Annotated in this window: 21 protein-coding genes; 12 read left to right on the plus strand and 9 right to left on the minus strand. The window is 68.8% G+C overall.

What is annotated here, in order from left to right; all coding sequences use genetic code 11:
* Positions 1-3: 3 nt before the first annotated feature.
* The 4 genes from G531_RS0107820 to G531_RS21270 form a co-directional block, all read right to left on the minus strand.
* Complete coding sequence (locus G531_RS0107820; protein ID WP_026926816.1) at positions 4-777, minus strand: inositol monophosphatase family protein; 774 nt, start codon at positions 775-777, stop codon at positions 4-6.
* 50 nt (positions 778-827) lie between these two features.
* Positions 828-1,694, minus strand: coding sequence for a DUF3097 domain-containing protein (locus tag G531_RS0107825; protein WP_035758262.1), 867 nt, complete (start codon positions 1,692-1,694; stop codon positions 828-830).
* A 63-nt stretch (positions 1,695-1,757) separates the two neighbouring features.
* Complete coding sequence (gene hemW, locus G531_RS0107830) at positions 1,758-2,984, minus strand: radical SAM family heme chaperone HemW (RefSeq protein WP_026926818.1); 1,227 nt, start codon at positions 2,982-2,984, stop codon at positions 1,758-1,760.
* Between the two features lie 88 nt (positions 2,985-3,072).
* Positions 3,073-4,563, minus strand: coding sequence for a glycoside-pentoside-hexuronide (GPH):cation symporter (locus G531_RS21270; protein WP_081683938.1), 1,491 nt, complete (start codon positions 4,561-4,563; stop codon positions 3,073-3,075).
* Positions 4,564-4,856: 293 nt separating this feature from the next.
* On the opposite strand from G531_RS21270, the gene G531_RS0107840 reads away from it, so the two are divergent.
* Both G531_RS0107840 and G531_RS0107845 read left to right on the plus strand, forming a co-directional pair.
* Positions 4,857-5,969 carry an inositol-3-phosphate synthase gene (locus G531_RS0107840; protein WP_051215229.1) on the plus strand — a complete coding sequence of 371 codons (1,113 nt, stop codon included), beginning with the start codon at positions 4,857-4,859 and terminating at the stop codon, positions 5,967-5,969.
* Positions 5,970-6,128: 159 nt separating this feature from the next.
* A complete protein-coding gene (locus G531_RS0107845; RefSeq protein WP_026926820.1) occupies positions 6,129-7,241 on the plus strand; it encodes an endonuclease/exonuclease/phosphatase family protein in 1,113 nt (370 codons plus the stop codon).
* Between the two features lie 104 nt (positions 7,242-7,345).
* On the opposite strand, the gene G531_RS21275 is transcribed toward G531_RS0107845, so the two are convergent.
* Positions 7,346-8,536: a glycosyltransferase gene (locus G531_RS21275; RefSeq protein ID WP_051215230.1), complete on the minus strand. Its 1,191-nt coding sequence runs from the start codon at positions 8,534-8,536 to the stop codon at positions 7,346-7,348.
* Positions 8,537-8,632: 96 nt separating this feature from the next.
* On the opposite strand from G531_RS21275, the gene G531_RS21280 reads away from it, so the two are divergent.
* Both G531_RS21280 and G531_RS0107860 read left to right on the plus strand, forming a co-directional pair.
* The gene (locus G531_RS21280; protein ID WP_081683940.1) at positions 8,633-9,106 is read left to right on the plus strand and encodes a DUF485 domain-containing protein; all 474 of its coding nucleotides are present in this window, start codon (positions 8,633-8,635) and stop codon (positions 9,104-9,106) included.
* Positions 9,103-10,722, plus strand: a complete 1,620-nt coding sequence (locus G531_RS0107860; protein ID WP_035758265.1) for a solute symporter family protein — start codon at positions 9,103-9,105, stop codon at positions 10,720-10,722. Before G531_RS21280 ends, G531_RS0107860 begins: the two co-directional genes overlap by 4 nt.
* A gap of 143 nt (positions 10,723-10,865) precedes the next feature.
* Here G531_RS0107860 and G531_RS0107865 read toward each other — a convergent pair whose 3' ends face one another.
* Complete coding sequence (locus G531_RS0107865; protein ID WP_026926822.1) at positions 10,866-11,417, minus strand: nucleosidase; 552 nt, start codon at positions 11,415-11,417, stop codon at positions 10,866-10,868.
* 82 nt (positions 11,418-11,499) lie between these two features.
* Between G531_RS0107865 and hisI the strand changes: the two genes are divergently transcribed.
* Entirely contained in the window at positions 11,500-11,892 is a 393-nt protein-coding gene (hisI, locus tag G531_RS0107870) for a phosphoribosyl-AMP cyclohydrolase (protein WP_035758268.1), read from the plus strand.
* 26 nt (positions 11,893-11,918) lie between these two features.
* Here hisI and lepA read toward each other — a convergent pair whose 3' ends face one another.
* Entirely contained in the window at positions 11,919-13,772 is a 1,854-nt protein-coding gene (gene lepA / locus G531_RS0107875) for a translation elongation factor 4 (RefSeq protein ID WP_035758271.1), read from the minus strand.
* A 141-nt stretch (positions 13,773-13,913) separates the two neighbouring features.
* On the opposite strand from lepA, the gene G531_RS0107880 reads away from it, so the two are divergent.
* Positions 13,914-14,549, plus strand: coding sequence for a rhomboid family intramembrane serine protease (locus tag G531_RS0107880; RefSeq protein ID WP_245630409.1), 636 nt, complete (start codon positions 13,914-13,916; stop codon positions 14,547-14,549).
* 36 nt (positions 14,550-14,585) lie between these two features.
* Positions 14,586-15,935, plus strand: coding sequence for an NAD(P)-binding protein (locus G531_RS0107885; protein ID WP_026926826.1), 1,350 nt, complete (start codon positions 14,586-14,588; stop codon positions 15,933-15,935).
* Between the two features lie 14 nt (positions 15,936-15,949).
* Here G531_RS0107885 and G531_RS0107890 read toward each other — a convergent pair whose 3' ends face one another.
* Positions 15,950-17,947: an OPT family oligopeptide transporter gene (locus tag G531_RS0107890; RefSeq protein ID WP_026926827.1), complete on the minus strand. Its 1,998-nt coding sequence runs from the start codon at positions 17,945-17,947 to the stop codon at positions 15,950-15,952.
* A gap of 488 nt (positions 17,948-18,435) precedes the next feature.
* Between G531_RS0107890 and G531_RS0107895 the strand changes: the two genes are divergently transcribed.
* From G531_RS0107895 to rpsT, 5 genes are all read left to right on the plus strand, one after another.
* Positions 18,436-19,347, plus strand: a complete 912-nt coding sequence (locus G531_RS0107895; RefSeq protein ID WP_026926828.1) for a trypsin-like serine peptidase — start codon at positions 18,436-18,438, stop codon at positions 19,345-19,347.
* A 2-nt stretch (positions 19,348-19,349) separates the two neighbouring features.
* Entirely contained in the window at positions 19,350-19,619 is a 270-nt protein-coding gene (locus G531_RS0107900; protein ID WP_026926829.1) for a carboxypeptidase-like regulatory domain-containing protein, read from the plus strand.
* Between the two features lie 157 nt (positions 19,620-19,776).
* Positions 19,777-20,838 (plus strand): ParB/Srx family N-terminal domain-containing protein, encoded by a 1,062-nt coding sequence (locus G531_RS0107905; RefSeq protein ID WP_145978550.1) that lies wholly within the window; start codon positions 19,777-19,779, stop codon positions 20,836-20,838.
* Between the two features lie 190 nt (positions 20,839-21,028).
* Entirely contained in the window at positions 21,029-21,388 is a 360-nt protein-coding gene (locus tag G531_RS0107910; protein ID WP_026926831.1) for an RNA-binding S4 domain-containing protein, read from the plus strand.
* A gap of 102 nt (positions 21,389-21,490) precedes the next feature.
* A complete protein-coding gene (gene rpsT, locus G531_RS0107915) occupies positions 21,491-21,751 on the plus strand; it encodes a 30S ribosomal protein S20 (protein WP_026926832.1) in 261 nt (86 codons plus the stop codon).
* 169 nt (positions 21,752-21,920) lie between these two features.
* Here the strand turns inward: rpsT and holA are convergent, their stop codons facing one another.
* Positions 21,921-22,856, minus strand: a complete 936-nt coding sequence (gene holA, locus G531_RS0107920; RefSeq protein ID WP_245630408.1) for a DNA polymerase III subunit delta — start codon at positions 22,854-22,856, stop codon at positions 21,921-21,923.
* Between the last annotated feature and the right edge of the window lie 321 nt (positions 22,857-23,177).

Consider the following 23,177-nt stretch of genomic DNA (forward strand, 5'->3'; position numbering starts at 1 on the left):
GCCTCAGGTGTGCAGACCGGCGCGGGCGAGCTCCCAGATCTCCGCGTCGGCGGCGGCCAGCAGCGGCGGGACGTGGGAGACGGCCCGATAGTCCTCACCGTCGAAACTGCGCGCCACCCCGCCGGCCTCGGTGAGCAGCAGGGTGCCCGGGACGTGGTCCCAGGGCTTCATGCCGCGGTAGAGGATGAAGTCCACCGCGCCCTCGATGAGTTTGGGATAGTCGACCCCGCAGCACAGCCAGGTCAGCCCGATCGGCTGGGCGACCCCGGCGGGTTGCTGTCCGATCCAGCGGCGGTGCGAGGTCGCCCCGGAGATCGTCTGTCGATCCCGGGTGCCCACGTGCAGCGGTTCCCCGTTGCGGCGGGCCCCGGCGCCCTTCTCGGCCACATAGGCGACCTGGTGTTCGGGCTGCCAGATCCAGCCGCGGACGGTTTCCCCGCGCTGCACCTCCCCGACCATCACCGCGTAGTCGTCCTTGCCGTTGACGAAGTTCTTGGTGCCGTCGATCGGATCGATCACGAAGGCGTGCTCGGCGTGGGCGAGCCCGGTCAGCAGGCCGGGATCGGCGGCGGTCGCCTCCTCCCCGACGATCACTGCCTGCGGGTAGGCGGCGCGCAGCGCGGCCTCGATCCGGTCCTCGGATTCCCGGTCGGCGATGGTGACGAAATCGCCGGGGTTCTTCTCCGCGATCTCGTCGGTGGCCAGCTTGCGGAAGCGGGGCCGGACGACCTCGTCGGCCACGTCACGAAGAAGGTCGAGGACTTCGTCGGTCTGCATGGCCTCGATTGTGCCAGGGTTCAGCGACGGCGCGGCAATCGCTCGCCCGCTCAGTCCATCGGATGGTCCTCGGTGACGAAGTCGATCAGCCGCTCGACTTCGGTCACCAGGCGCCGGTCCAGGTGCTGGAAGGAGTCGACCCGGGCCAGGATCGCCTGCCAGGCCTTGGCGATGTCGGCCTGGTTGCGGTGCTTGAGGCCGAGGTGCGCACAGATCCCGGACTTCCAATCGGTGCCCTTGGGGATGTGCGGCCATGCCTTGAGGCCGACCCGTTCGGGTTTGACCGCCTCCCAGATGTCGATGAACTGGTGGCCGGTGACCAGCACCCAGTCGGCGTACCGGCCGCGGGCGACCTCGTCGGCGATCCGCTGCTCCTTCGAGCCGGGCACCAGATGGTCGGCCAGGACGCCCAGGCGCCGGCCCTGCTCGGGCGCGAACTCGGCGACGATCGCCGGCAGGTCGTCGATGCCGCCGAGGTACTCGACCACGACGCCGACATAGCGCAGGTCGTCGCCCCAGATCTTCTCGATCAGTTCGGCGTCGTGGCGGCCCTCGACGTACAGCCGGCTGGGCAGAGCCACCTTGGACTGGTGGTTCGCCGGCAGCCGACGCGATCCGGACGCGGTATGGGTCAGGCTCTTCGGCGGGGCGGCCGCCTTCCGCTTCGGGGCGAGCAGGTTCACCGGTTTCCCGTCGACCCAGAAGCCGGGGCCCAGCGGGAAGGAGCGACGCTTGCCGCGGCGGTCCTCCAGGATGACCAGGCCGTTCTCGCTGCCGACGACCGCGCCGACGAAACCGCTGCTGGGCTCCTCGACGACCAGGTCCTTGGCGATCACCAGGTCGGTGGCCTGCGGGCGGTTGCCCCGCTGCCAGCCGGGCTTGAGCACGTCCCCGCGATACCGATCACTCACACTCACCGGGCCGAGCCTAGGCCGCGACCCCGGGGGCGGGCGGGAGCCGCGGCGGCGTGTGCGGGGATCTCAGTCGAGCAGGTCCCGGATGACGCCGTCGGCCAGCAGTCGGCCGGTCCGGGTCAGTACCAGCCGGTCACCGGTCGGGCCGGTGGTCAGGGTGGCCAGGCCGGTCTCGATCGGGCGGCTCATCCGGGCCCGTTCGGAGTCGGTCAGCAGCGCCGGGTCGAGCCCGTCGACCAGCCGCAGTTCCAGCAGGATCCGTTCGATCCGGCGGGTGTCGGCGTCCAGCACCTCCCGGGCGTACGCCGGGGGCCGCCCGGCGGCCAGGCGCCCGGCGTACGCGGCGGGGTGTTTGACGTTCCAGAACCGGACCCCGCCGATGTGGGAGTGCGCGCCCGGCCCGATCCCCCACCAGTGGTGCCCGCGCCAGTACGCCAGGTTGTGCCGGGCCCGATGCTGCGGGGTCCGGGCCCAGTTCGACACCTCGTACCAGCCGTAGCCGGCCGCGCTCAGGGTGTCCTCGGCCTGCAGGTACTTGTCCGCGAGGTCGTCCTCGTCGGGTTCGGGCAACTCGCCGCGGCGGATCCGACCGGCCAGTCGGGTGCCCTCCTCCACGATCAACGAGTAGGCGCTGAGGTGGTCCGGCTCGACCGACAGCGCGGCATCCAGCGAGGCCTGCCAGTCCGCCGCGGACTCGCCGGGGGTGCCGTAGATCAGGTCCAGGGAGATGTTGTCGAACCCGGCCGCGCGCGCATCCCGGACCGCCCGCAGCGCGCCGCCGGGGGTGTGCACCCGGTCCAGCACCTGCAGGACATGGGTGCGGGCCGACTGCATCCCGAAGGAGATCCGGTTCAGCCCGCCGGCGCGGAGGGCGGCGAGTTCGGCCGGGCCGACGGTTTCCGGGTTGGCCTCGGTGGTGATCTCGGCGTCAGGTTCCAGCCCGAATCGGTCGGCGACTCCCGCCACGAACCGGGCCAGGTCGGCCGGCGGCAGCAGCGTCGGCGTACCGCCCCCGATGAAGATGGTCGACACCGGGGGCGCGGACGTACCCCCCAGCGCCCGGGCCGCCAGGTCGAGTTCGGCCAGCGCCGAATCGAGGTAGTCCGCGCGGGAGGCGCCGGGGCCGAGTTCGTCGGAGGTGTAGGTGTTGAAGTCGCAGTAGCCGCACCGGGTGCTGCAGAAGGGGACGTGCAGATAGATGCTCAGCGGGGTGTGGGCCACCTCGGCGAGCGCAGCGGGAGGCAGCGAACCGTCCTCGGGGACGGCCTCGCCGGCCAGGGTGACCGAAGGCATGCGCCCGACCTTACCCCCGCCACCGCCGGACGCACCGCGGCCGGCAGGAGAACCTGCCGGCCGCGGTGGAGTGGATCAGTCGCGTGGGTCAACTCTGCGAGCCGGGCCCCTCGGCGTCGGTGTCGGTGCCACCGTGCGCCCGCTGCGCGGTCTGGGCACCGAGATGGATGCCCTTGGCCCGCCGATCCTGGATGTCGCGCATGATCTCCTGGAACCGGGTCTCGGTCAGCGGGTAGCTGGCCATGATCAGCGCGGCGATGATGAAGCAACCGGCGGCGAAGATCACGAACCACATCGCCATCGAGTTCAGCGTCTCGGGGCTCTGCGGCAGGCCCTGCTTCTTCAGGCCGGCGTCGTACAGCGACCAGGACAGCACCAGCCCGGACAGCGACAGGCCGATGCCCTGACCGACCTTGCGGGTGAAGGAGAAGGCGGAGTAGGTCGCGCCCTCGGTGCGGATGCCGGTCTTCCATTCGCCGTATTCGACGGTATCGGCCTCCAGCGCCCACGTCATGGTGTTCAGCATGGCCATCGACGCGCCGACGATGAACAGGCCGATCAGCGAGAGGGCCAGGTTGTTCAGCAGCACGTTGGCGATCCAGAAAATCACCGCGCCGGCGGCCGCCAGCAGGGCCGACCCCAGGAAGGAGCGCTTCTTGCCCAGCTTCTTGGTCAGCATCGGGCCGAACGGACCCATGTAGAGCACCGCGCCGGTGGTGATGATGGTGACGACGGTGGCCATCCAGTTGCCGGTGGTCATCTTGCCGAGCATGTCGTTGGCGACGTAGATGGCGGTACCGGAGACGACGTTCTGCCCGGTCAGGTACGCCAGCGAGGACAGGCACAGCCGCAGCAGTGGGCCGTTCTTGCCGACGGTCATCACCGTTTCCTTCAGCGTGACCTTTTCGACTTCGCGCTCGACGATCTCCTCGGTGGTCAAGAAGCAGGTCATGAAGAAGATCGTGCCGACCACCAGGAAGATGAGGGCGGTGACCAGGAAGGTGGTCTGCAGGTTCTCCGCCGCCTTGATCTGCGGAGCCAGCACGACCGCCAGGATCAGGATGGTGAAGCCGGAACCGACCATCCGGGAGGCGGCCAGCTTGGAGCGATCCACCGGGTTCTGCGTCATGGCGCCGGCCAGCGAGCCGTAGGGGATGTTCACCATCGAGTACAGCAGGCCCATCAGGGCGTACGAAATGGTCGCCCAGGCGAGCTTGGCGCCGTAGCCGTCCACGGGGATCCAGAAGCAGAGCAGGTTCGACAGCAGCAGCGGGACCGAGTACCACAGGATGAACGGGCGGAACTTGCCCCAGCGGGTCATCGTGGAGTCGACCATCCGGCCCGCGAACAGGTCGGCGAAGGCGTCCCAGATCTTGATGACCAGGAAGATGATGGCCGAGTGCTCGGGACGGATCCCGACCACATCGGTGTAGAACACCAGCAGGAACAGGCCGGTCATCTGGAAGGCGATATTGCACCCGGCATCGCCCATGCCGTAGCCGATCAGTGTCTTGGGCTTGATGTGGGGCTTGAGTGGATCCACGACTGCCGTCGTGGCGCCGCCTTTCACAGTACTCATCCTGTCTCCTTGACGGGGCGCACTTTGTGGTGGGGGCCGGGGTACGCAGACCCGGCGTGCAACTGCGTTGTCATCTCAAAGTAAACGCCGGGCCATCTGATCGGGGGGATGAGTTTCCAGGAGTTGCCGCGACAAACCGACGAGATCCCGGCCACAACGGCGCCGCCCGACCGATGCTGTCGGCGGTCGACCTCTGATTTCGGGGACTGAACGATTAGGCGTCCGGTATGAAATTTCAACTATGCTGGCCGACGCTGCGTCCAGCTCCGGACGCCTCGAAGGAGGATCCCCCGTTGTCCAGTGAATCCGCTGAAACCCCCGCGCGCTCGCACGAGATCCGCGTCGCGCTGGTGGGCGTCGGCAACTGCGCCTCGTCCCTGGTGCAGGGTGTCGAGTTCTACAAGGATGCTGCAGACACCGAAGAGGTGCCGGGCCTGATGCACGTGCGCTTCGGCGATTACCACGTGGGTGATCTGAACTTCGTCGCCGCTTTCGATGTCGACGAGGCCAAGGTCGGCCTCGATCTGAGCGAAGCGATCATTGCCGGGGAGAACAACACCTTCCACATCGCCGACGTGCCCACCACGGGGGTCACCGTCCAGCGCGGCCACACCCTGGACGGCCTGGGCCGCTACTACCGCGAGACCATCACCGAGTCCGCCGCCGAACCGGTCGATGTCGTCCAGGCCCTCAAGGATGCCCGGGTCGACGTCGTAGTGTCGTACCTGCCGGTGGGCTCGGAGGAGGCCGACAAGTTCTACGCCCAGTGCGCGATCGATGCCCGCTGTGCGTTCGTGAACGCGCTGCCGGTCTTCATCGCCGGCACCCCGGAGTGGGCCGACAAGTTCGCGCAGGCCGGCCTGCCGATCATCGGTGACGACATCAAGTCCCAGGTCGGCGCCACGATCACCCACCGGGTGATGGCACGGCTGATGGAGCAGCGCGGCTACACCGTCGACCGGACCTACCAGCTGAACGTCGGCGGCAACATGGACTTCAAGAACATGCTCGAGCGCGACCGGCTGGAGTCCAAGAAGATCTCCAAGACCCAGGCCGTCACCTCCAACATCAAGAACACCCTCGATGAGCGGGACGTGCACATCGGCCCGTCGGACTACGTCGGCTGGCTGGAGGACCGCAAGTTCGCGTTCGTCCGGCTGGAGGGCCAGGGGTTCGGCAACGCCCCGATGTCGATCGAGTACAAGCTCGAGGTGTGGGACTCCCCCAACTCCGCCGGGGTGATCATCGACGCCGTCCGCGCCGCCAAGATCGGCCTGGACCGCGGCATCGGCGGCCCGCTGCTGTCGGCGTCGTCGTACCTGATGAAGTCCCCGCCGGTGCAGCGCCCCGACAACGAGGCCCGGGACACCCTGGAAGCCTTCATCCGGGGTGAGGAAGAGCGCTGAGCCGCGCCCACACTGAGTTTCGGACCGGAGCCGTCGCCGTAGGGTGACGGCTCCGTCGCTTTCCCGGCCCGGGGCGGGGGCCGGACCCCCGAAGAACGGACAGACCGGGGACCGGGCGGCCGATCACACTGGAGGCAGACCCGTCCCGAGGAGCCCGTCATGATCCTTGCCTCCTACAACGTGGAAAACCTCTTCTCCCGACCCCGGGCGATGAACCTGACCGATGCCCAGGCCGCACCGATCCTGGCTGCCCATGCCGAACTGCAACAGCTGCTGCAACTCGACAGCTATGTCGGCAAGCAGGCCCGCATCCTCGAACTGCTCGAGGTGCTGGGGCTGCTGCACGCCGACACCAGCACCTACGCCGTGCTCCGCCGGATCCGCGGACAACTGGTACGCCGCCCGCAGACCGGGCCGGTCACCGTGGTCGCCACCGGTCGGGCCGACTGGATCGGCTGGGTGGAACTGACCCGCGCCGAGGTCAACGAACTGGCGATGCGGCACACCGCCCAGGTGATCGCCGACCTGGGTGCCGACGTGCTCGGGGTGATCGAGGCCGAGAACCGGGTGAGTCTGGAACTGTTCTCCACCTCGCTGCTGCGCCAGGTCGGCAGTCGCCCCTACGAACAGGTAATGGTCGTCGACGGCAACGATCCCCGCGGCATCGACGTCGGCCTGCTGACCCGCCCCGCGTATGCGCTGCAGACCATCCGCACCCACATCTTCGACACCGACGCCCAGGGCGTGATCTTCAGCCGCGACTGCGCCGAATACCACCTGGCCACCCCGGCCGGCGGCGAGTTGATCGTGCTGCTGAACCACTTCAAATCCAAGGGCTACGCCTCCCCCGGCGACCGGACCGGGGCCCTCAAGCGCCGCCGGCAGGCCACCGCGGTCGCCGAGATCTATCGCGGGCTGATCGCCGCGGGTCATGCTCGGGTGGCGGTGCTGGGTGACCTGAACGACTCCCCCGGCGGAGGCTCGCTCGATCCGCTGCTCACCGGCACCGATCTGCGCGACATCTCCGAGCATCCCGACTTCGTCTGGGGACCGCGCCGCGGGACCTATGGGTCGGGCAACGAGAAGGACAAGATCGACTATGTGCTGCTGTCGCCGGAGCTGTTCGCCCGGGCCCGGGGCGGGCAGGTGTGCCGCAAGGGCGTGTATCGCGGGCCGCGGACGCAGAACCCGTGGGAGATCTATCCGACGCTGACCAAGAAGGCCGAGGAGGCCTCCGACCATGCGGCCATCGTGGCCGACCTGGACCTGTAGTTCGCCGACCTGGACCTGTGGTTCGCCGACCTGACAGGCAGGCGACATCGGTTTCGAATTCGGCCCCGAAAAGGGGTCTGCGGCGCAACCGATGCTGCCTGCAGTCACTGGGCCGCAGTAGCCGCCCGGGTGAGCCGGGCGTACAGGGCCCGATGCTCCCGGGCGACCCGGGCCCAGCTGTGCCCGGCGGCGTACGCCGCGCCTGCGCGGCCGAGCGTGCGCCGCCGCGCCGGGTCGTCGGCCAGGGCGCCGAGCGCGGCGGCCCAGGCGGCGGGGTCGCGGGAGTCGACCAGCAGCCCGGTCCGGCCGTCGCGGACCGCCACCTCGAGTCCGTCGACCCGGGTCGCCACCACCGGGGTTGCGCAGCCCTGGGCCTCCAGTGCGACCAGGCCGAAGGTTTCCGAACTCGACGGGACCGCCACCACGTCGGCAGCCCGCATCTGCTCGGCCAGGGCTGCGGCCGGTCGGCTCGGCAGCAGTTCCACCCGGTCAGTCAGGGCGGCCGCGGCGATCTGGGCGCGCAGCCCGGCGACGAACTCCGGGGCGCCGTCACCGATGATCCGGGCCACCACATCCCGGCCGGAGTCCCGGAGCAGGGCGAGGGCGGCGATCAGTACCTGCGGTCCCTTCAGCGATTGCAGCCGTCCGGCGAGCAGCACCCGCATCGGGTCCCGGGCGACCATGTCCCTCGGGTCCGGGCTGGGCGGGTGGTGGATCTCCGGGTCGATCCCGGGCGCGATCACCGCGATCCGAGCCGGGTCCGCGGCGTACAGGCGGGTGAGCTGCTCCCCTTCGGCGACGGTGTTGACCACCAACGCGTCGGTCTCGGCGATCACGGCCTGCTCGGCCCGGGCGCGGGATTCGGGTTCGATCACGTCGCCCGGGCCCCGCCGCTCATTCTTGGCGCGGGCAGTGGTGTGCAGGCAGGTGACCAGCCGCAGCCCGGTGCGTGCGGCGATCTGCCGGCCGGCGACAGCGGAGAGCCAGTAGTGCGCGTGCAGGATCCCCGGGCTCGGGTCGGCGGCCACCAGGTCCCCGCAGGCTGCGGCGAAGGCGTCGACATAGGCCGGCAGGTCCTCCTTGGCCCGGCCGATCGCCCCGAGGTCGAGGTGATGGACTCGGCTGCCGTCCGGCAGGTCGACCACTGCGGCCTGATCCGAGCGGCGGCGCAGGGCGTACATGATGACCTGCTCCCCCTGGGCGACCAGCTGGCGCGCCAGTTGGGCGACGTAGACGTTCATCCCACCGGCGTCCCCCCGGCCGGGCAGATCCAGCGGGGACGTGTGCAACGACATCACATGGATTGTCACGTTTTTGCCTCCCTCAGCTACTTCTCAGATCTAGAATTTCTGACCGCCAGCAACCGATACATCAACGACGATGGGATCCGGATGACCACTCATGACCATGAGCAGGAGTATGACGCCGAGCGTCATCTTCCCCCACATCACACCCCGCTGCCGGCGCTGTCGCCCGATACCCACCGGGCGATCGCGGAGGCCGACTACGTCGCGATCAGCGACTCCCCGGAATTCGGTGAACTCCGCCGCCGGTTCCGCAGCTTTGCATTCCCGATGACCCTGGCGTTTCTGATCTGGTACTTCGGCTACGTGCTGCTGTCCACCTACGCGATCGAGTTCATGAGCCAGCGGATCGGCGGCTCCGCCATCACGATCGGCCTGGTTCTGGGCTTCGGCCAGTTCGTGACGACCTTCTTGATCACCGCGCTGTACATCCGCCACGCGAACAAGTCCCTCGACCCGATCGCCACGCATCTCAAGAGCGCCCTCGAGAACGCCCACGGCACGCAGACCGGCTCCGACCAGGACCGGGCCACCGACTCCGAGACCGGAGGTACCCGATGATTCCGCAGCTTCCGCTGGCCACCACCCAGCTCGGCAACCCGGCGATCAACATTGCGATTTTCGCCGCCTTCGTGGTCATCACCCTGACCATCGTCATTCGCGTCTCCTCCGGTGGGAGGAAGAAGACCGGTGAGTTCTACACCGGCGGCGCCCGGTTCGACGGCCGCCAGAACGGCCTGGCCATCGCGGGTGATTACCTGTCCGCGGCGTCCTTCCTCGGCATCGCCGGATCGGTTGCCTTCTACGGCTACGACGGCCTGCTGTATTCGATCGGCTTCCTGGTGGCCTGGCTGGTGGCGCTGCTGCTGGTGGCCGAGCCGCTGCGCAACACCGGGCGCTACACGATGGCCGACGTGCTGTCGTTCCGGATGAAGCAGGGCCCGGTGCGGATGGCCGCCGCGATCTCGACGCTGCTGGTGTCGTTCTTCTACCTGCTGGCCCAGATGGCCGGCGCGGGCGGTCTGGTCGCGCTGCTATTGGGGATCACCGATGACACCATGATCAGCGTGGTGATCGGAATCGTCGGCGTCCTGATGATCGCCTACGTGATGATCGGCGGGATGAAGGGCACCACCTACGTGCAGATGATCAAGGCGGTGCTGCTCATCGTGGGCGTGCTGGTGATGACGGTGTGGGTGTTGGGGTTGTTCGGGTTCAACCTGTCGAACCTGCTGCAGAATGCCGTCGATCATGTGAACAGCCTCAAGCCCGGGACCGGTGAGGCGCTGCTGCAGCCGATGGGCCGCTACGGCACGAACAAGCTCGGCTTCATCTCGCTGTCGGTGGCGCTGGTGCTCGGGGCGGCCGGGCTGCCGCACGTGCTGATGCGCTTCTACACCGTGCCCACCGCCAAGGAGGCCCGGCGCTCGGTCACCTGGGCGATCGCGCTGATCGGGGCGTTCTACCTGATGACCATCGTGCTGGGCTACGGCGCCGCCGCCCTGGTCGGCAAGGAGGTCATCAATACCCTGCCGGGCAAGGCCAACGCCGCGGCCCCGGCGCTGGCCTTCGAGCTGGGCGGCACCGTGCTGCTGGCACTGATTGCCGGCGTCGCGTTCGCGACCATCCTGGCCGTGGTGGCGGGCCTGACGATCACCGCGTCGGCCTCCTTCGCCCATGACATCTACAACAACGTGCTGAAGAAGGGGAAGGCCGACCCGGCCAAGGAGGTCAAGGTCGCGCGGGTCACCGTGGTCGTGATCGGCATCCTGGCGATCGTCGGCGGGATCCTGGCCCGTAACCAGAACGTCGCCTTCCTGGTGTCGCTGGCGTTCGCGGTGGCGGCCTCGGCGAACCTGCCCTCGATCCTCTACTCGCTGTACTGGCGCGGGTTCAAGACCCAGGGTGCGGTGTGGTCGCTCTACGGTGGCGTGATCTCGGCCCTGGTGCTGATCATCTTCTCCCCGGCCGTTTCGGGTGCCCCGACCGCGATGTTCCCGAATGTCGATTTCGCCTGGTTCCCGCTGGACAATCCGGCGCTGGTGTCGGTGCCGATCGGCTTCTTCCTCGGCTGGCTGGGCTCGGTGCTGTCCAAGGAGGACAACACCGCCGTGTCGCGGGAGATGGAGGTCCGCTCGCTCACCGGCGCCGGTGCCGGTGGGGTGCTGGAGCACTGATCCCACGGCGGGCCGCCCACCCGGGCGGCCCGCTGCGGCTCGGTACCGCGGAATGGTGTGCGGATTGTGCTGCTCGATGGTCCGGAACGGCCCCAGACGCCGTTCTACCGCAAAGTAGCCACACGATCCGCACACACCGGCGGTCAGAGCGCGGCGTAGGCCTGCGCGAGCGCGCGGGCCGACACGTCCACGAGGTCCTTCCAGGCGAGCGCGGCCTCGTCGGCGGCATCGGAGACGTGCTTGATCATCCGCAGCCCGACGCCCAGTTCCTGGCAGGCATAGGCGATGGCGTAGCCCTCCATGTCGACCAGTTCGCAGCGCTCCAGCAGTCGGTCCCGGGCCTCGCCGCCGGCCACGAAGGAGTCGCCGGTGCCGAGCACCGGGCCGGTCCCGGCCAGGTCGATCCGGTTGTGCACCGGCAGCTTGAGTTGGTGCATCACCGCCTCATCGACGTCACGGTTGATCACCGCCGACGGTTCGTGGATCCCGGCGAGCCCGGCGGTGAGCGCGCCGACCGAGCCGAGGTTGACCACCTGCCACTGCGCCCGGGCGGCCGGATCCGGACAGCGTTCCAGGATGGCCCGGGTGGTCGCGACCGCGGCCTGGGTCATCCCGACCCCGGTGAGAACCAGATCGGTGTCGGCGGGCAGATGAGCCGCCTCATAGGCATGGGCGACCAGAACCAGACGTTTCACGGCCCCACCGTAGCGAGCCCCGGCCGCTTCCCGGCGCGGAATGCCGGGCGCGGATGCGGCGGCAGGGCCTATCGTTTCGGCCATGACCAGCACAGACCTGCAGCCGGATTTCGCCAAGCACGACGGGCTCATCACCGCTGTCACCGTGGATGCCGCCGATGGCCAGGTGCTGATGGTGGCCTCCATGAACGAGGAGGCCTTCCGGCTAACCCGGGAGACCGGGCGGGTGCACTACTGGTCGCGGTCGCGCAACGAGCTGTGGAAGAAGGGCGAGACCTCGGGCAATATGCAGAAGCTGGTCGAACTGCGCATCGACTGCGACCAGGACGCGGTCGTGGTGGTCGTCGAGCAGTCCGGCCCGGCCTGCCACGAGGGGTACCGCAGTTGCTTCTACCGAACGGTCACCCCGGCCGGCGACCTGGTCGAGAACAGTGAACGGCTGATGACCCCGGAGCAGATGTACGGCTCGAAGTAGGTCACCGGCGGCCGCGCCGGCCCCGGTCAGCTCTTCTTCTCCCCCACCGACTTCGTCTCACCGGTGGACAGCGCGGCAACGAAGGCCTCCTGGGGCACCTCGACCCGGCCGACCATCTTCATCCGCTTCTTGCCTTCCTTCTGCTTCTCCAGCAGCTTGCGCTTGCGGGAGATGTCGCCGCCGTAGCACTTGGCCAGCACGTCCTTGCGGATCGCCCGGATGGTTTCCCGGGCGATCACCCGGGCCCCGATCGCGGCCTGGATCGGGACCTCGAACTGCTGCCGCGGAATCAGTTCCTTGAGCTTGCCGGCCATCTGGACGCCGTAGCTGTAGGCCTTGTCCTTGTGCACGATCGCGGAGAAGGCGTCCACCGGCTCGCCGTGCAGCAGGATGTCGACCTTGACCAGATCGGCCTCCTGCTCGCCCGCTTCGTCGTAGTCCAGGGATGCGTAGCCCTTCGTGCGGGACTTCAGCGCGTCGAAGAAGTCGAACACGATCTCGGCCAGGGGCAGGATGTAGCGGATCTCGACCCGGTCCTCGGACAGGTAGTCCAGCCCCTGTTGTACGCCGCGGCGGGTCTGGCACAGCTCCAGGATCGTGCCGATGTATTCCGCCGGCGCCAGGATCGTCGCCTTGACCACCGGCTCGAAGACCCGGGCGATCTTCCCGCCGGTGGGGTACTCGCTGGGGTTGGTGACCACGTGCTCCGAGCCGTCCTCCATCTCGACGCGATAGACCACGTTCGGCGCGGTGGAGATCAGATCCAGGTTGAACTCGCGCTCGAGGCGTTCCCGGACGATCTCCATGTGCAGCAGGCCGAGGAAGCCAACCCGGAAACCGAAGCCGAGCGCGCCGGAGGTCTCGGGTTCGTAGACCAGCGCCGCATCGTTGAGCTGGAGCTTGTCCAGCGCCTCGCGCAGTTCGGTGAAGTCGTCGCCGTCGATTGGGTAGAGGCCGGCGTACACCATCGGGTTGGGGTGCTGGTAGCCCGACAGGGGTTCGACCGCCGGGCGACTCGCGCTGGTCACCGTGTCGCCGACGCGGGACTGGCGGACCTCCTTCACCCCGGTGATCAGGTACCCGGTCTCACCCACGCTGAGCCGGTCGACCTTCATCGGTTCGGGGGAGATCACGCCGACCTCGAGCACCTCATGGGTGGCCTTGGTCGACATCATCAGGATCTTCTCCCGATGGGACAGTTCGCCGTCGACGACCCGGACGTAGGTGACCACGCCGCGGTAGGTGTCGTAGACCGAGTCGAAGATCAGCGCGCGGGCCGGGGCCTCGGCATCGCCGACCGGTGCCGGGACCTGCCGGACGATCTCGTCGAGCAGCTCGCGTACGCCGGCCCCGGTCTTCGCCGACACCCGCAGCACCTCCGACGGGTCACAGCCGATGATCCCGGCGAGCTCGGCGGCGTACTTCTCCGGCTGCGCGCTGGGCAGATCGATCTTGTTCAGCACCGGGATGATGGTCAGGTCGGCGTCGATGGCCAGATACAGGTTGGCCAGAGTCTGCGCCTCGATCCCCTGCGCCGCATCGACCAGCAGAATCGCGCCCTCACAGGCCTCCAGGGAGCGGGAGACCTCATAGGTGAAGTCGACGTGTCCGGGGGTGTCGATCATGTTCAGCACGTACGACTTGCCCGCGCTGACGAACGGCATCCGGACGGCCTGGGACTTGATCGTGATGCCCCGCTCGCGCTCGATGTCCATCCGGTCGAGATACTGGGCACGCATGTCGCGGGCCTGGACCACCTCGGTGATCTGCAACATCCGGTCGGCCAACGTCGACTTGCCATGGTCGATGTGGGCGATGATGCAGAAGTTGCGAATGATCGCCGGATCGGTGTGTCCGGCCACCGGGGCGGATGCGGCCATGTAAATCCAGTCTCCCTTTGCTGAGCCTTCGCGCAGGCACTCGAGACGCGAGGCTGCGTGGACACACCATCTTTCCACACACGGCCGGGGCGACCACGTTTGTCAGTTGGTCCTGGCCCGGATTCGGGGACAATGGAGCGTATGAACTCCCCCGCTGAGTCCCGTGCCAAGGTCGAGACCCCCAAGGGCGCCCTGTTCTTCATGATCGGCGCCGTGCTGTTCCTCTGGGTCCTCGAGATCATCGATTTCGTCATCTCGAGGATTCTGAATCCGTTCGGCAACACCGAGGTGCTGGATCAGTTCGGCATTCACTCCTGGGAGCCGTTGGGGCTGTTGGGGATTCCCTTCGCCCCGTTCCTGCACGCCGGGTTCGGGCACCTGGCGGCGAACTCGTTGCCGTTGCTCGTGCTCGGGTTCCTGATCCTGGTCGGCCGCGGCGGGTCCTGGCGGCTGCTGATCACCACCGCGTTCTCGGTGCTGTTCTCCGGCCTGTTCGCCTGGTTCCTCACCCCGGCCCATCACGTGATCGTGGGCGCCTCCGGGGTGGTCTTCGGCTGGCTGGTGTACCTGATTCTGCGCGGGGTCTTCGCCCGCGAGGTCAGGTCGATCATCGTCTCGGTGGTGGTGCTGGTGGTCTACGGCGGCGTGCTGTGGGGCGTGATGCCCAGCGTCGGCAGCAATGTCTCCTGGCAGGCGCACCTGGGCGGTGCCATCGGTGGCGGACTGGCCGCGTGGTACATGCACTCGCGGGCCAAGAAGAAGGCCCAATTGGTCTGAGCCGGGCCCGGCGCCCGGGCGTACGCTTGAGCGTATGTGACCTACTTGGTCGTCGGCGCCGGCGCAGCGGGCCTGGCGTTCACTGATGCCCTGCTGGACCACTGCGACGCCCGGGTCGTGCTGATCGACAAACACTCCGGGGCCGGCGGCCACTGGCGCGCGGCGTACCCGTTCGTCCGGCTGCACCAGGCCTCGTGCTTCTACGGCGTCGCCTCCACCGAGTTGGGCACCGGCCGGCTGCAGACCGCAGGACCCGAGATCGGGCTGGCCGAGCGGGCCACCGGGGCCGAGGTCCTCCGGTACTTCGAGGACACCCTGGATCGATTGTGCGCGAGCGGACGCGTCGAGTTCCACGGTGGTGCGACCTGGACCGGTGGGGCCGCGTTCCGCACCGCGGACGGGCGCGAGCACACGCTGGACGGGGCGCGCGTGGTGGATGCGACCTACCGGGCCGCGACGATTCCCGCGTCGTCCCCGCCGCCGTTCGAGGTGGCTCCCGGTGCCTGGGTCGAGCCGGTCAACACGCTGCCGGATCGGGGTCCGCGGCTGCCGGCGTACGTGATCGCCGGAGCCGGGAAGACCGCCACCGACGCCTGCGTCTGGCTGCTGCGCCACGGGGTGCCACCGGAGGCGATCACCTGGGTGCGGTCGCGGGAACCGTGGATGCTGAACCGGGCCGTGGTCCAGCCCGATCCGGGAATCATGCTCACCATGGCCGCCGACACCTGGACGGCAGCGGCGGCCTCCACCTCGGTCGACGACTTCTTCGTACGCCTGGAGGCGGCCGGCATCATGCTCCGGATAGACCCGGCGGCGACGCCGACCATGGCGAAGTCTCCGACGCTGGCCCAGTGGGAACTCGACCTGCTGCGATCCATCCCGCGGGTGGTCCGGCACGGCCATCTGACGCGTGTCTCACCGGGGTTCCTGGAGTTCGGGTCCACCCGGGTGCCGATCCCGCAGGATGCCCTGATCGTGCACTGTGCCGCGATCGGGCATGCGTACCCGCCGCTGGTGCCGATCTGGGGCGAGGTGATCCGGCTGCAGACCTCCCGCGCCGGTTTTCCGTGTTTCAGCGCCGCCCTGGTCGGGTATGTCGAGGCCACCCGCGACGACGACGCGGAGAAGAACCGGCTGTGTCCGCCGTCGCCCCTGCCGGACACCCTGGCGAGCTGGTGCGCGATGCAGGTGCTCGGCGCCCGGGCCTCGGCGGCGTTCCTGGCACAACCCGACATTGCCCGGTGGGCGCAGACCACGTCGCTCAATCCTGCCCGGCTGCAGCCGGCGGATCGCGAGCGCCCCGAGGTCGCGGCAGCCCTGCGGCGCCTCTCCCGGGACGCGCCGCAGGCACTCGGCAAGCTCAGCGCGTACGCCGGACTGAACTGACCCGACCCGGCTCCTCAGCCCGCGTCGAGTTCGTCGTCGCGGGCGGTGATCCGACGGATCCAGCGGTACAGCACCCAGATGATCCCGAGGAACACCAGCACCCCGAGCGTCGAGCTGAGCCATTCGGGGTACCCGCTGCCGACCACCGCGAGCGGCGCCTCGTTGCCGGTGGCGGCGACCACGCCGGCCAGGACCACCCCGAACAGGCTCTCCCCGACGATCAGTCCGGTGGCCAGCAGGATGCCGGTGCGCTTCTTGCCCTCCACGTTCTTGCCGGTGCGTTCGGCCCAGCGGTTGTACAACAGCCCGATCAGCGCGCCCAGCGGAATCGTCAGGGTCAGCTGGATCGGGAGGTACATGCCCATCCCGACCGCCAGCGGGGGCAGGCTGAACCGGCCCTTGCTGCCGGCGCGCAACACCTCGTCGACGGTGATCACGCCGGCCCCGATCAGGGCGCCGAGCCCGATCAGTCCCCAGTCCAGGCTGCCGCCGAACACCCCCTGGGCGAGGGCGGAGATCAGCCCTGCCTGCGGTGCGGCGAGCGCGTTCGGTCCGGCTCCCGGGGCGCCCTGGAAGCCGAAGGCGGTCTGCATCAGGTCCAGAATCGGCGGGATCACCAGCGAGCCGAAGACCACCCCGATGATCAGGGCGACCTGCTGCTTCCACGGGGTCGCGCCGACGAGCTGGCCGGTCTTCAGGTCCTGCAGGTTGTCATTGGAGATCGTCGCCACCGAGAAGACCACCGCCGCGGTGAACAGGGTGTACGCCACGATCGCGGTCACCTCGTCCCCGGTGCCGACCCCGTGGGTCACCCGCAACAGCACGGCGGCGGCCAGCACCACCAGGATGCCGACACCGGAGATCGGACTGTTCGAGGCGCCGATCAGGCCGGCCATGTAGCCGCACACCGAAGCGACGATCAGGCCGATCAGCAGGATGAAGATGATGCTGACGGTGATCAACGAGGTGGCGTCGCCGGCCAGCGGCGTACCGCGCAGGAAGCTCCACAGCAGCAGGCCGATCGGGACCATCGAGGCCAGGATGACGATCCCGACGATGCGGATCGGGATGTCGCGTTCGGTCAGCGCGACCTGGTGTCCGCTGCGCCGCAGCCGGGCGGAGGCCGCAGCCTCGGTGATCCCGGTCGCGATCGGCCGGATGATCTTGATCAGGGTCCAGATCGCGGCGATGCCGATCGCGCCGGCGCCGATGAACCGGACATCACCGGAGAAGGTGCTCGCGACCACGTCCGCCAGCGGTCCGGGGACCCCGGCCGACCGAATCGGCAGCAGTACGCCGTACGCGATGAGCACCCCGACGATCATGGCGATCCCGACCGCGATCCCGACCAGGTGACCGACCCCCACCAGAGCCAGCGTGAGCGAGGCGCCGAACATGGTGCCCCCGGCGCCGACCCGGAAGACCGTCGAGACCCCGCCGGCCACCAGTTTCATCGCCGACAGCAGCGCCAGGCCGGCCGAGGAGAGCCCACCGGCCACGATCACGTGCAGGCCGCGCTTGTTGGCCTGGGCCCCGCCGGCGGTGTCACCCACCTTGAGCACCTCGGCGGCGGCGACACCCTCGGGATAGGGCAGATCGGAACCGGTGACCAGCGCCCGGCGCAACGGGATCGAATACATCACCCCGAGGACGCCGCCGACCGCACAGATCGCCACGGTGGTCCAGTACGGGAAGCCGGTCCACCAGCCGATCATCACCAGGCCGGGCAGCACGAAGATGATTGCCGACAGGGTGCCGGCCGCCGAGGCGATCGTCTGCACGATGTTGTTCTCGGTGATGGTGTGGTTGCGGAAGTTGCGCAGGATCCCCATCGAGATGACCGCCGCCGGGATCGAGGTGGCGAAGGTGAGCCCGACCTTCAGGCCGAGGTAGACGTTCGCGGCGGTGAAGACGAGGGTGATCAGGCCCCCGATCACGATGCCGCGAATGGTGAGTTCGCGCAGCCCTCCCGGGGTGGCACGGACGGCTGGGGCGCCGGTCGGCTGGGTCATGGCTTCTCCCGGAGTAGGCGTACGGCCCGGAGGGCGGAATCAACCGCACCGTCGCGGACGTCGACGCCGGCAGATGGATCCAGCGCAACACCACAGCCTAGACCCGGCGGTCGGGTGCGCTCGGATGATTCACGCCGGAGTTGGTGCCGGGGCCCGCGTGGCCCCGGATTCCGCAGCGAAATCCGGGCAAAGTGCCCTCAAGACAGCGGGGCTTCTCACTTTGCCTGCTCCCGCCGGTTCGCACAAGCACCCTTTACGCAGACTTTCGAGACCTCCGGTCGAGCCCCTAATTTTGATGGCACAACCACTCGGGTGACACGCCCCGGCCCCGTCCGGGCGTACGCCGCCCCACGGCCGGGACAGCCACTGTTGGCCCCGCCGACGACGCGCCGGCCCGACGCCCGGCGCAGTCCCCCTCATGTGCGCACCGCTCGACGCGCTGCTGACCCCTGCCGCGGCACCATGCCGCCACACCCGAAGGATCTGAGATGACCGAGAACACCAATCCCCACGAACCGGTACAGCCCGAGGCCGACGCCGAGGACACCACCGTCGACCAGCTCTCCGACGCACCCGAGACGGGGGCCGGCGGGACCGCCGCCACCGCGGGCGACGTCGAGGCCGCCGCCGCCACGCTGTACGAGATGGCTGCCGCCGAGGACACCGCCCCCGACACCTCCGCCCTGCGCCCGATCGGTGAGGCGACCTACGGCGCCTCGGCCGAGACGGTGTTCTTGCCGGACAACCGGATCCAGATCAACAACACCGCCGACTACCCCTGGCGGGCCAACGCCTCCCTGCTGATCACCGCCAACGACAACAGCAAGTGGCTCGGCACCGGCTGGTTCATCGGCCCCAAGACGATGGTGACCGCCGGCCACTGCGTGTTCATCCAGGCCCCCGGCACCACCCGCCATGGCTGGGTGAAAAGCATCGAGGTGATGCCGGGCCGCAACGGCAACACCCTGCCCTACGGCAAGGTCGTGGTGCCGCGGTCGAACCTGCGCAGCGTCACCGGCTGGACCAACAGCGCCAATCAGGAGTACGACTACGGCGCGATGATCCTGCCGACCAACCTTGGCTCCACCACCGGCTGGTACGGGTTTGCCGCGTGGTCCGACGCCACCCTCAATGGCCGTACGCTCAACATCTCCGGATATCCCGGGGACAAGCCCAGCGGCACCCAGTGGTACCACTGGAGCGGGATCGCCGCCCTGGGGGCGCGCAAGATCTACTACACCATCGACACCGCCGGCGGCCAGAGCGGCAGTGCGGTGTACGTGATCGACAACGGCAGCCGCTACGGCGTGGCGATCCACGCGTACGGTGGGTCCACCAGCAACTCCGGCACCCGGATCACCTCGGGGGTCTTCACCAACCTGCAGAACTGGAAGAACTGAGCATGCCTGCACGCATCCACGACCCGCTGCGGATCCGGGGCGTCGTCGTCGATGCGCAGGGTCGGCCCGTTCCCGGCGCCCGGGTGGCGCTGGGGGCGGGCCCGGCCGCGCTGCCCGACATCGCCCTGCTGACCGATGACGACGGTTCCTTCTGGGTCGAGGTGCCCACCCCGGGTGAGTACGCCGTGCTGGCCAGCACCGACAGCGGCTCCGGTGAGGCGCGGGTCACCGTCAACAGCGGGGAGCAGAGCGTACGGATCGTGGTCGGGTGAGGCGGCCACCCGGCGCGTCGTCCGCGAGGTGACCCCGAGCGCTCCCCGAGTGTTCATCCGGTCGACGCCTGTTGTTCCGCTTTCTCCTGTGGGCTGACGGGCGGACGCCTGTGACTTCTGCGCGGCGTCCGACGGATCGATCTCACAAGGAGAACAGATGAAGTTGCGCCGCGTTTCCACGGCGATCGCCGGCCTGGTGGTCACCCTGGGGCTCGCCCTGCAGGGCGTCGCCGCACCCGCAGCCCCGGGTGCGCCCGGGCTCAAGCCCGATTTCTGCGGGCATGACCAGGGCAAGGTTGCCGTTCAGGACTACCTGTGCGCGCAGGCCGGTGACATCGTCGACGTCCGCATCGGCGACGTGCACCCGACCCAGCCCTCCCTCGGCTACGACGAGGTGTACTACAAGCTGGGCCGCTACACCCTGGGCAAGGACAAGGTGAACAAGAAGTTCGCCGACTGGTGCGAGGCCTCGGGCCTGCTCGACGCCACGGCGGCGCAGCCGAACGCCCGCCTCGATGACCCGAGCACGTTCACCTGCGAGCTCCAGCCCGGTCAGGAGACCGCGGAGAGCAAGGCGCTGATGAAGACCGTGGTGATCGGCCCCGGCGGCAGCCTGTGGCTCACCGACGGCCACCACACCCTCACCTCCTTGTCCGAGATGGCCGACGGCGGCCCTGATGCTCACATCCGGCTGCTGGTCACCGGCAACCTGTCCAGCTACCCGACCTCGAAGTTCCGCGACGAGATGGTCGCCCGCAAGTGGGTCTGGCTGAAGGACGTCAACGGCAACGACGTCAACTTCAACAAGCTGCCGAAGAGTGTCGGCCTGGCCAACTTCGCCAATGACAAGTACCGCAGCCTGATGTACTTCTCCCGCGACATCGGCTACAGCACCGACGGCGCCATCCCGTTCCAGGAGTTCTACTGGGGCGCCTGGCTGCGGGAGTCGCATCCCGAGCTCGCCAACTGGGACAACAACGACTCCGCCAGCTACCTGAACGCGGTGGAGAAGGTGACCCGCACCCAGGTCGCGCTGCCGGCCGGTGCGCAGGTGTACGGCGGCTTCACCCGCGAGCAGCTGGGTACCTACACCCAGTGGAACAACGGGAAGCCGGCCACCGGCGGCGAGTGGGCCAAGCTGAGCAAGCCGTACGCGGATGCCAAGCCGGGCAAGATCGCCTACGCCATGGAGTACAAGGCGCTGCACGGCCTCGACTGAGCCACGGCGTCCGGCCGACCGGCCGGGAAGCCGGCCCGATCGCCGGGCCCTGCTGCTGCGGGGTCCGGCGATCGCCATCCGGACACATGAGCGGCGTCTGCGGACCCGATCCGCCGGCAGCCGACGCCGTGCTTAACTGGAACGATCCCGGGACGCCGCAGGAGCGATCCCCGATCGGGCGGGAGGCGTGGTGGCACGGCTGGATGTGTGGTTGTGGTCGGTGCGGCTGTTCAAGACCCGATCGCTGGCCACCAACGCGTGCAAGGGGGGCCATATCCGGGTCAACGATGCGCCGGTGAAGCCGGCCCAGCAGGTCCGGATCGGGGACCGGATCACCTGGCGGCTGCCGGGCTGGACCAGGGAGTTCGAGGTGACCCAGTTGATCACCAAGCGCGTGGGGGCGCCGGTCGCGCAGACGTGCTACATCGACCACTCTCCCGAGCGGCCGGCGTACCTGTCGGCTCCGATGGCCCGCCGCGACCCCGGTGCCGGACGACCGACGAAGAAGGACCGCCGGGCCCTGGATCGCCTGCGCGGGCGGGAATTCTGAGGATTTGGTCTCCTCGGCGGTTTCGGCGTATCGTGGACCGTCGCGTTGGCTCACCGCCGTACGCATCCATATTCACTCACTCACCAGTTAGAGGCTTGCCCAGTGGCGAACATCAAGTCCCAGATGAAGCGGATCAAGACCAACGAGAAGGCGCGTCAGCGGAACAAGGCCGTCAAGTCGGCGCTGCGTACCCAGGTGCGCCACTTCCGTGACGCCGTCGCCGCCGGGGACACCGAGAAGGCCCAGGCGTACGCCAAGGCCGCCAACCGCGCGCTCGACAAGGCCGCGTCGAAGGGCGTCATCCACAAGAACCAGGCCGCCAACCGCAAGGCCGCCATCTCCACCACCGCCGCCGCGCTCTGATCTGCGCGACCCGATCCTGACCCGCGGGCGCCGGCTCGCGGGCCGGGTCGACAACTCCATACACAGTGGGCGCCCCGCCAGGTCACTGGTGGCGGGGCGCTGTGCTGTGCCCGGATCCGCTGTGCTGGGACCGGATCCGCGCTGGTGAGTCCGGATCAGGCGGTGCTGCTCAGGTGCGGGCGGCCAGCTGCGACACCACGATCACACAGTGCTCCAGGGCATACTCCGGATCCACGGCCGCACCCTTGACGTCGGCGTCGGCCCGGGTCACCGCACGAATGGCGGTGGCCAGGGTCCGCGGATCCCAGCGCCGGATCTGACGTCGCATGGATTTCAGCTTCCACGGCGGAACCCCGATATCGCGCGCCAGATCGTTGTCGCTGAGGCCGCCGGGGCTGTCCATCAGCTTTCCGAGGCCACGCAGGCCGGCGGCCAGGGCGCTGGTGATGAGCACCGGTGCCGTACCGGTCGACAGCGTCCAGCGCAGCTGCTCCAACGCCTCGGTGGTACGCCCCTCGACGACGGCGTCGGCGACCTTGAAGCTGGTCACCTCGGCCCGGCCGGCGAAATAGCGGCGGATCAGTGCCACGCTGATGTGGTCCTCCGCCGAATCCGCGATCAGTTGGTCGATCGCAGCCGCGATGGTACGCAGATCGCTGCCCACCGACTCCAGCAGCGGGGCAACCGCATCGGGTTCGATCCGGGACCGATGGCGGCGTACCTCGCCGGTGACGAAATCGGCCAGCTCGCGCGGCTTCAACGGCTGACAGTCGATCACCGTCGGTTTCGCCTTCTTGAGGTTGGTGATCAGACCGCGCCCCTTCTGTCCCCCGCCGTGCACCAGGATGATGGCGGCATCGGGCAGTGGGTGGGCGGCGAGATCGATCATCGCGGGATGGACCTCGGCCGGCAGGGCTCCCACGTCGCGCACGACCAGGGCACTGCGCGCCGCGAACAGGGAGGCCCCGGTCAGGGTGGCGAGCAGACCGGTGTTCAGTTCGATGGCGTCGATCTGGTTGACGTCGACATCCGGGTCCTCGGCGCGACAGCGCTGAAGGGCCTCGGCCACGGCACGGTCGGCCAGCAGCGTCTCGGGTCCGGTCACCAGAATCACCTGTCCGAACGGCGAGGTCTGCTGGGTTCGCCTGCCGGCTGTCCGTGTTGCTGCCACGTGCCAAGCATGCCAGTGCCCACTGACGCGGCCGGACGACATGCCAGCGATGGCCGGTCCGGTTGTCCGGCGACGGCCGGTTTTGGCCGCGCGGCGAGGACTGGTTCGGCTGCGCGGCGAGGACAGGGTCGGCTGCGCGGCAAGGACAGGGCCGGCTGCGCGGCAAGGACAGGGCCGGCTGCGGGTCGGCTGCGCCGCGACGGGCCGCCGCGAGGCCCGGATCTTTCCGCCGGTTCGAAGTGGGTGGTTCGGACC

It is taken from the genome of Granulicoccus phenolivorans DSM 17626 = NBRC 107789 = JCM 15570 (assembly GCF_000423085.1).
Classification (GTDB): Bacteria; Actinomycetota; Actinomycetes; order Propionibacteriales; family Propionibacteriaceae; genus Granulicoccus; species Granulicoccus phenolivorans.

What these genes read in the sequence shown, in the direction of transcription:
- G531_RS0107820 (WP_026926816.1), bottom strand. Translation starts at nt 777, where the DNA reads ATGCAGACCGACGAAGTCCTCGACCTTCTTCGTGACGTGGCCGACGAG.
- hemW (WP_026926818.1), bottom strand. Translation starts at nt 2,984, where the DNA reads ATGCCTTCGGTCACCCTGGCCGGCGAGGCCGTCCCCGAGGACGGTTCG.
- G531_RS21270 (WP_081683938.1), bottom strand. Translation starts at nt 4,563, where the DNA reads ATGAGTACTGTGAAAGGCGGCGCCACGACGGCAGTCGTGGATCCACTC.
- G531_RS0107845 (WP_026926820.1), top strand. Translation starts at nt 6,129, where the DNA reads ATGATCCTTGCCTCCTACAACGTGGAAAACCTCTTCTCCCGACCCCGG.
- G531_RS21275 (WP_051215230.1), bottom strand. Translation starts at nt 8,536, where the DNA reads ATGTCGTTGCACACGTCCCCGCTGGATCTGCCCGGCCGGGGGGACGCC.
- G531_RS21280 (WP_081683940.1), top strand. Translation starts at nt 8,633, where the DNA reads ATGACCACTCATGACCATGAGCAGGAGTATGACGCCGAGCGTCATCTT.
- G531_RS0107860 (WP_035758265.1), top strand. Translation starts at nt 9,103, where the DNA reads ATGATTCCGCAGCTTCCGCTGGCCACCACCCAGCTCGGCAACCCGGCG.
- hisI (WP_035758268.1), top strand. Translation starts at nt 11,500, where the DNA reads ATGACCAGCACAGACCTGCAGCCGGATTTCGCCAAGCACGACGGGCTC.
- lepA (WP_035758271.1), bottom strand. Translation starts at nt 13,772, where the DNA reads ATGGCCGCATCCGCCCCGGTGGCCGGACACACCGATCCGGCGATCATT.
- G531_RS0107880 (WP_245630409.1), top strand. Translation starts at nt 13,914, where the DNA reads ATGAACTCCCCCGCTGAGTCCCGTGCCAAGGTCGAGACCCCCAAGGGC.
- G531_RS0107890 (WP_026926827.1), bottom strand. Translation starts at nt 17,947, where the DNA reads ATGACCCAGCCGACCGGCGCCCCAGCCGTCCGTGCCACCCCGGGAGGG.
- G531_RS0107895 (WP_026926828.1), top strand. Translation starts at nt 18,436, where the DNA reads ATGACCGAGAACACCAATCCCCACGAACCGGTACAGCCCGAGGCCGAC.
- G531_RS0107900 (WP_026926829.1), top strand. Translation starts at nt 19,350, where the DNA reads ATGCCTGCACGCATCCACGACCCGCTGCGGATCCGGGGCGTCGTCGTC.
- G531_RS0107905 (WP_145978550.1), top strand. Translation starts at nt 19,777, where the DNA reads ATGAAGTTGCGCCGCGTTTCCACGGCGATCGCCGGCCTGGTGGTCACC.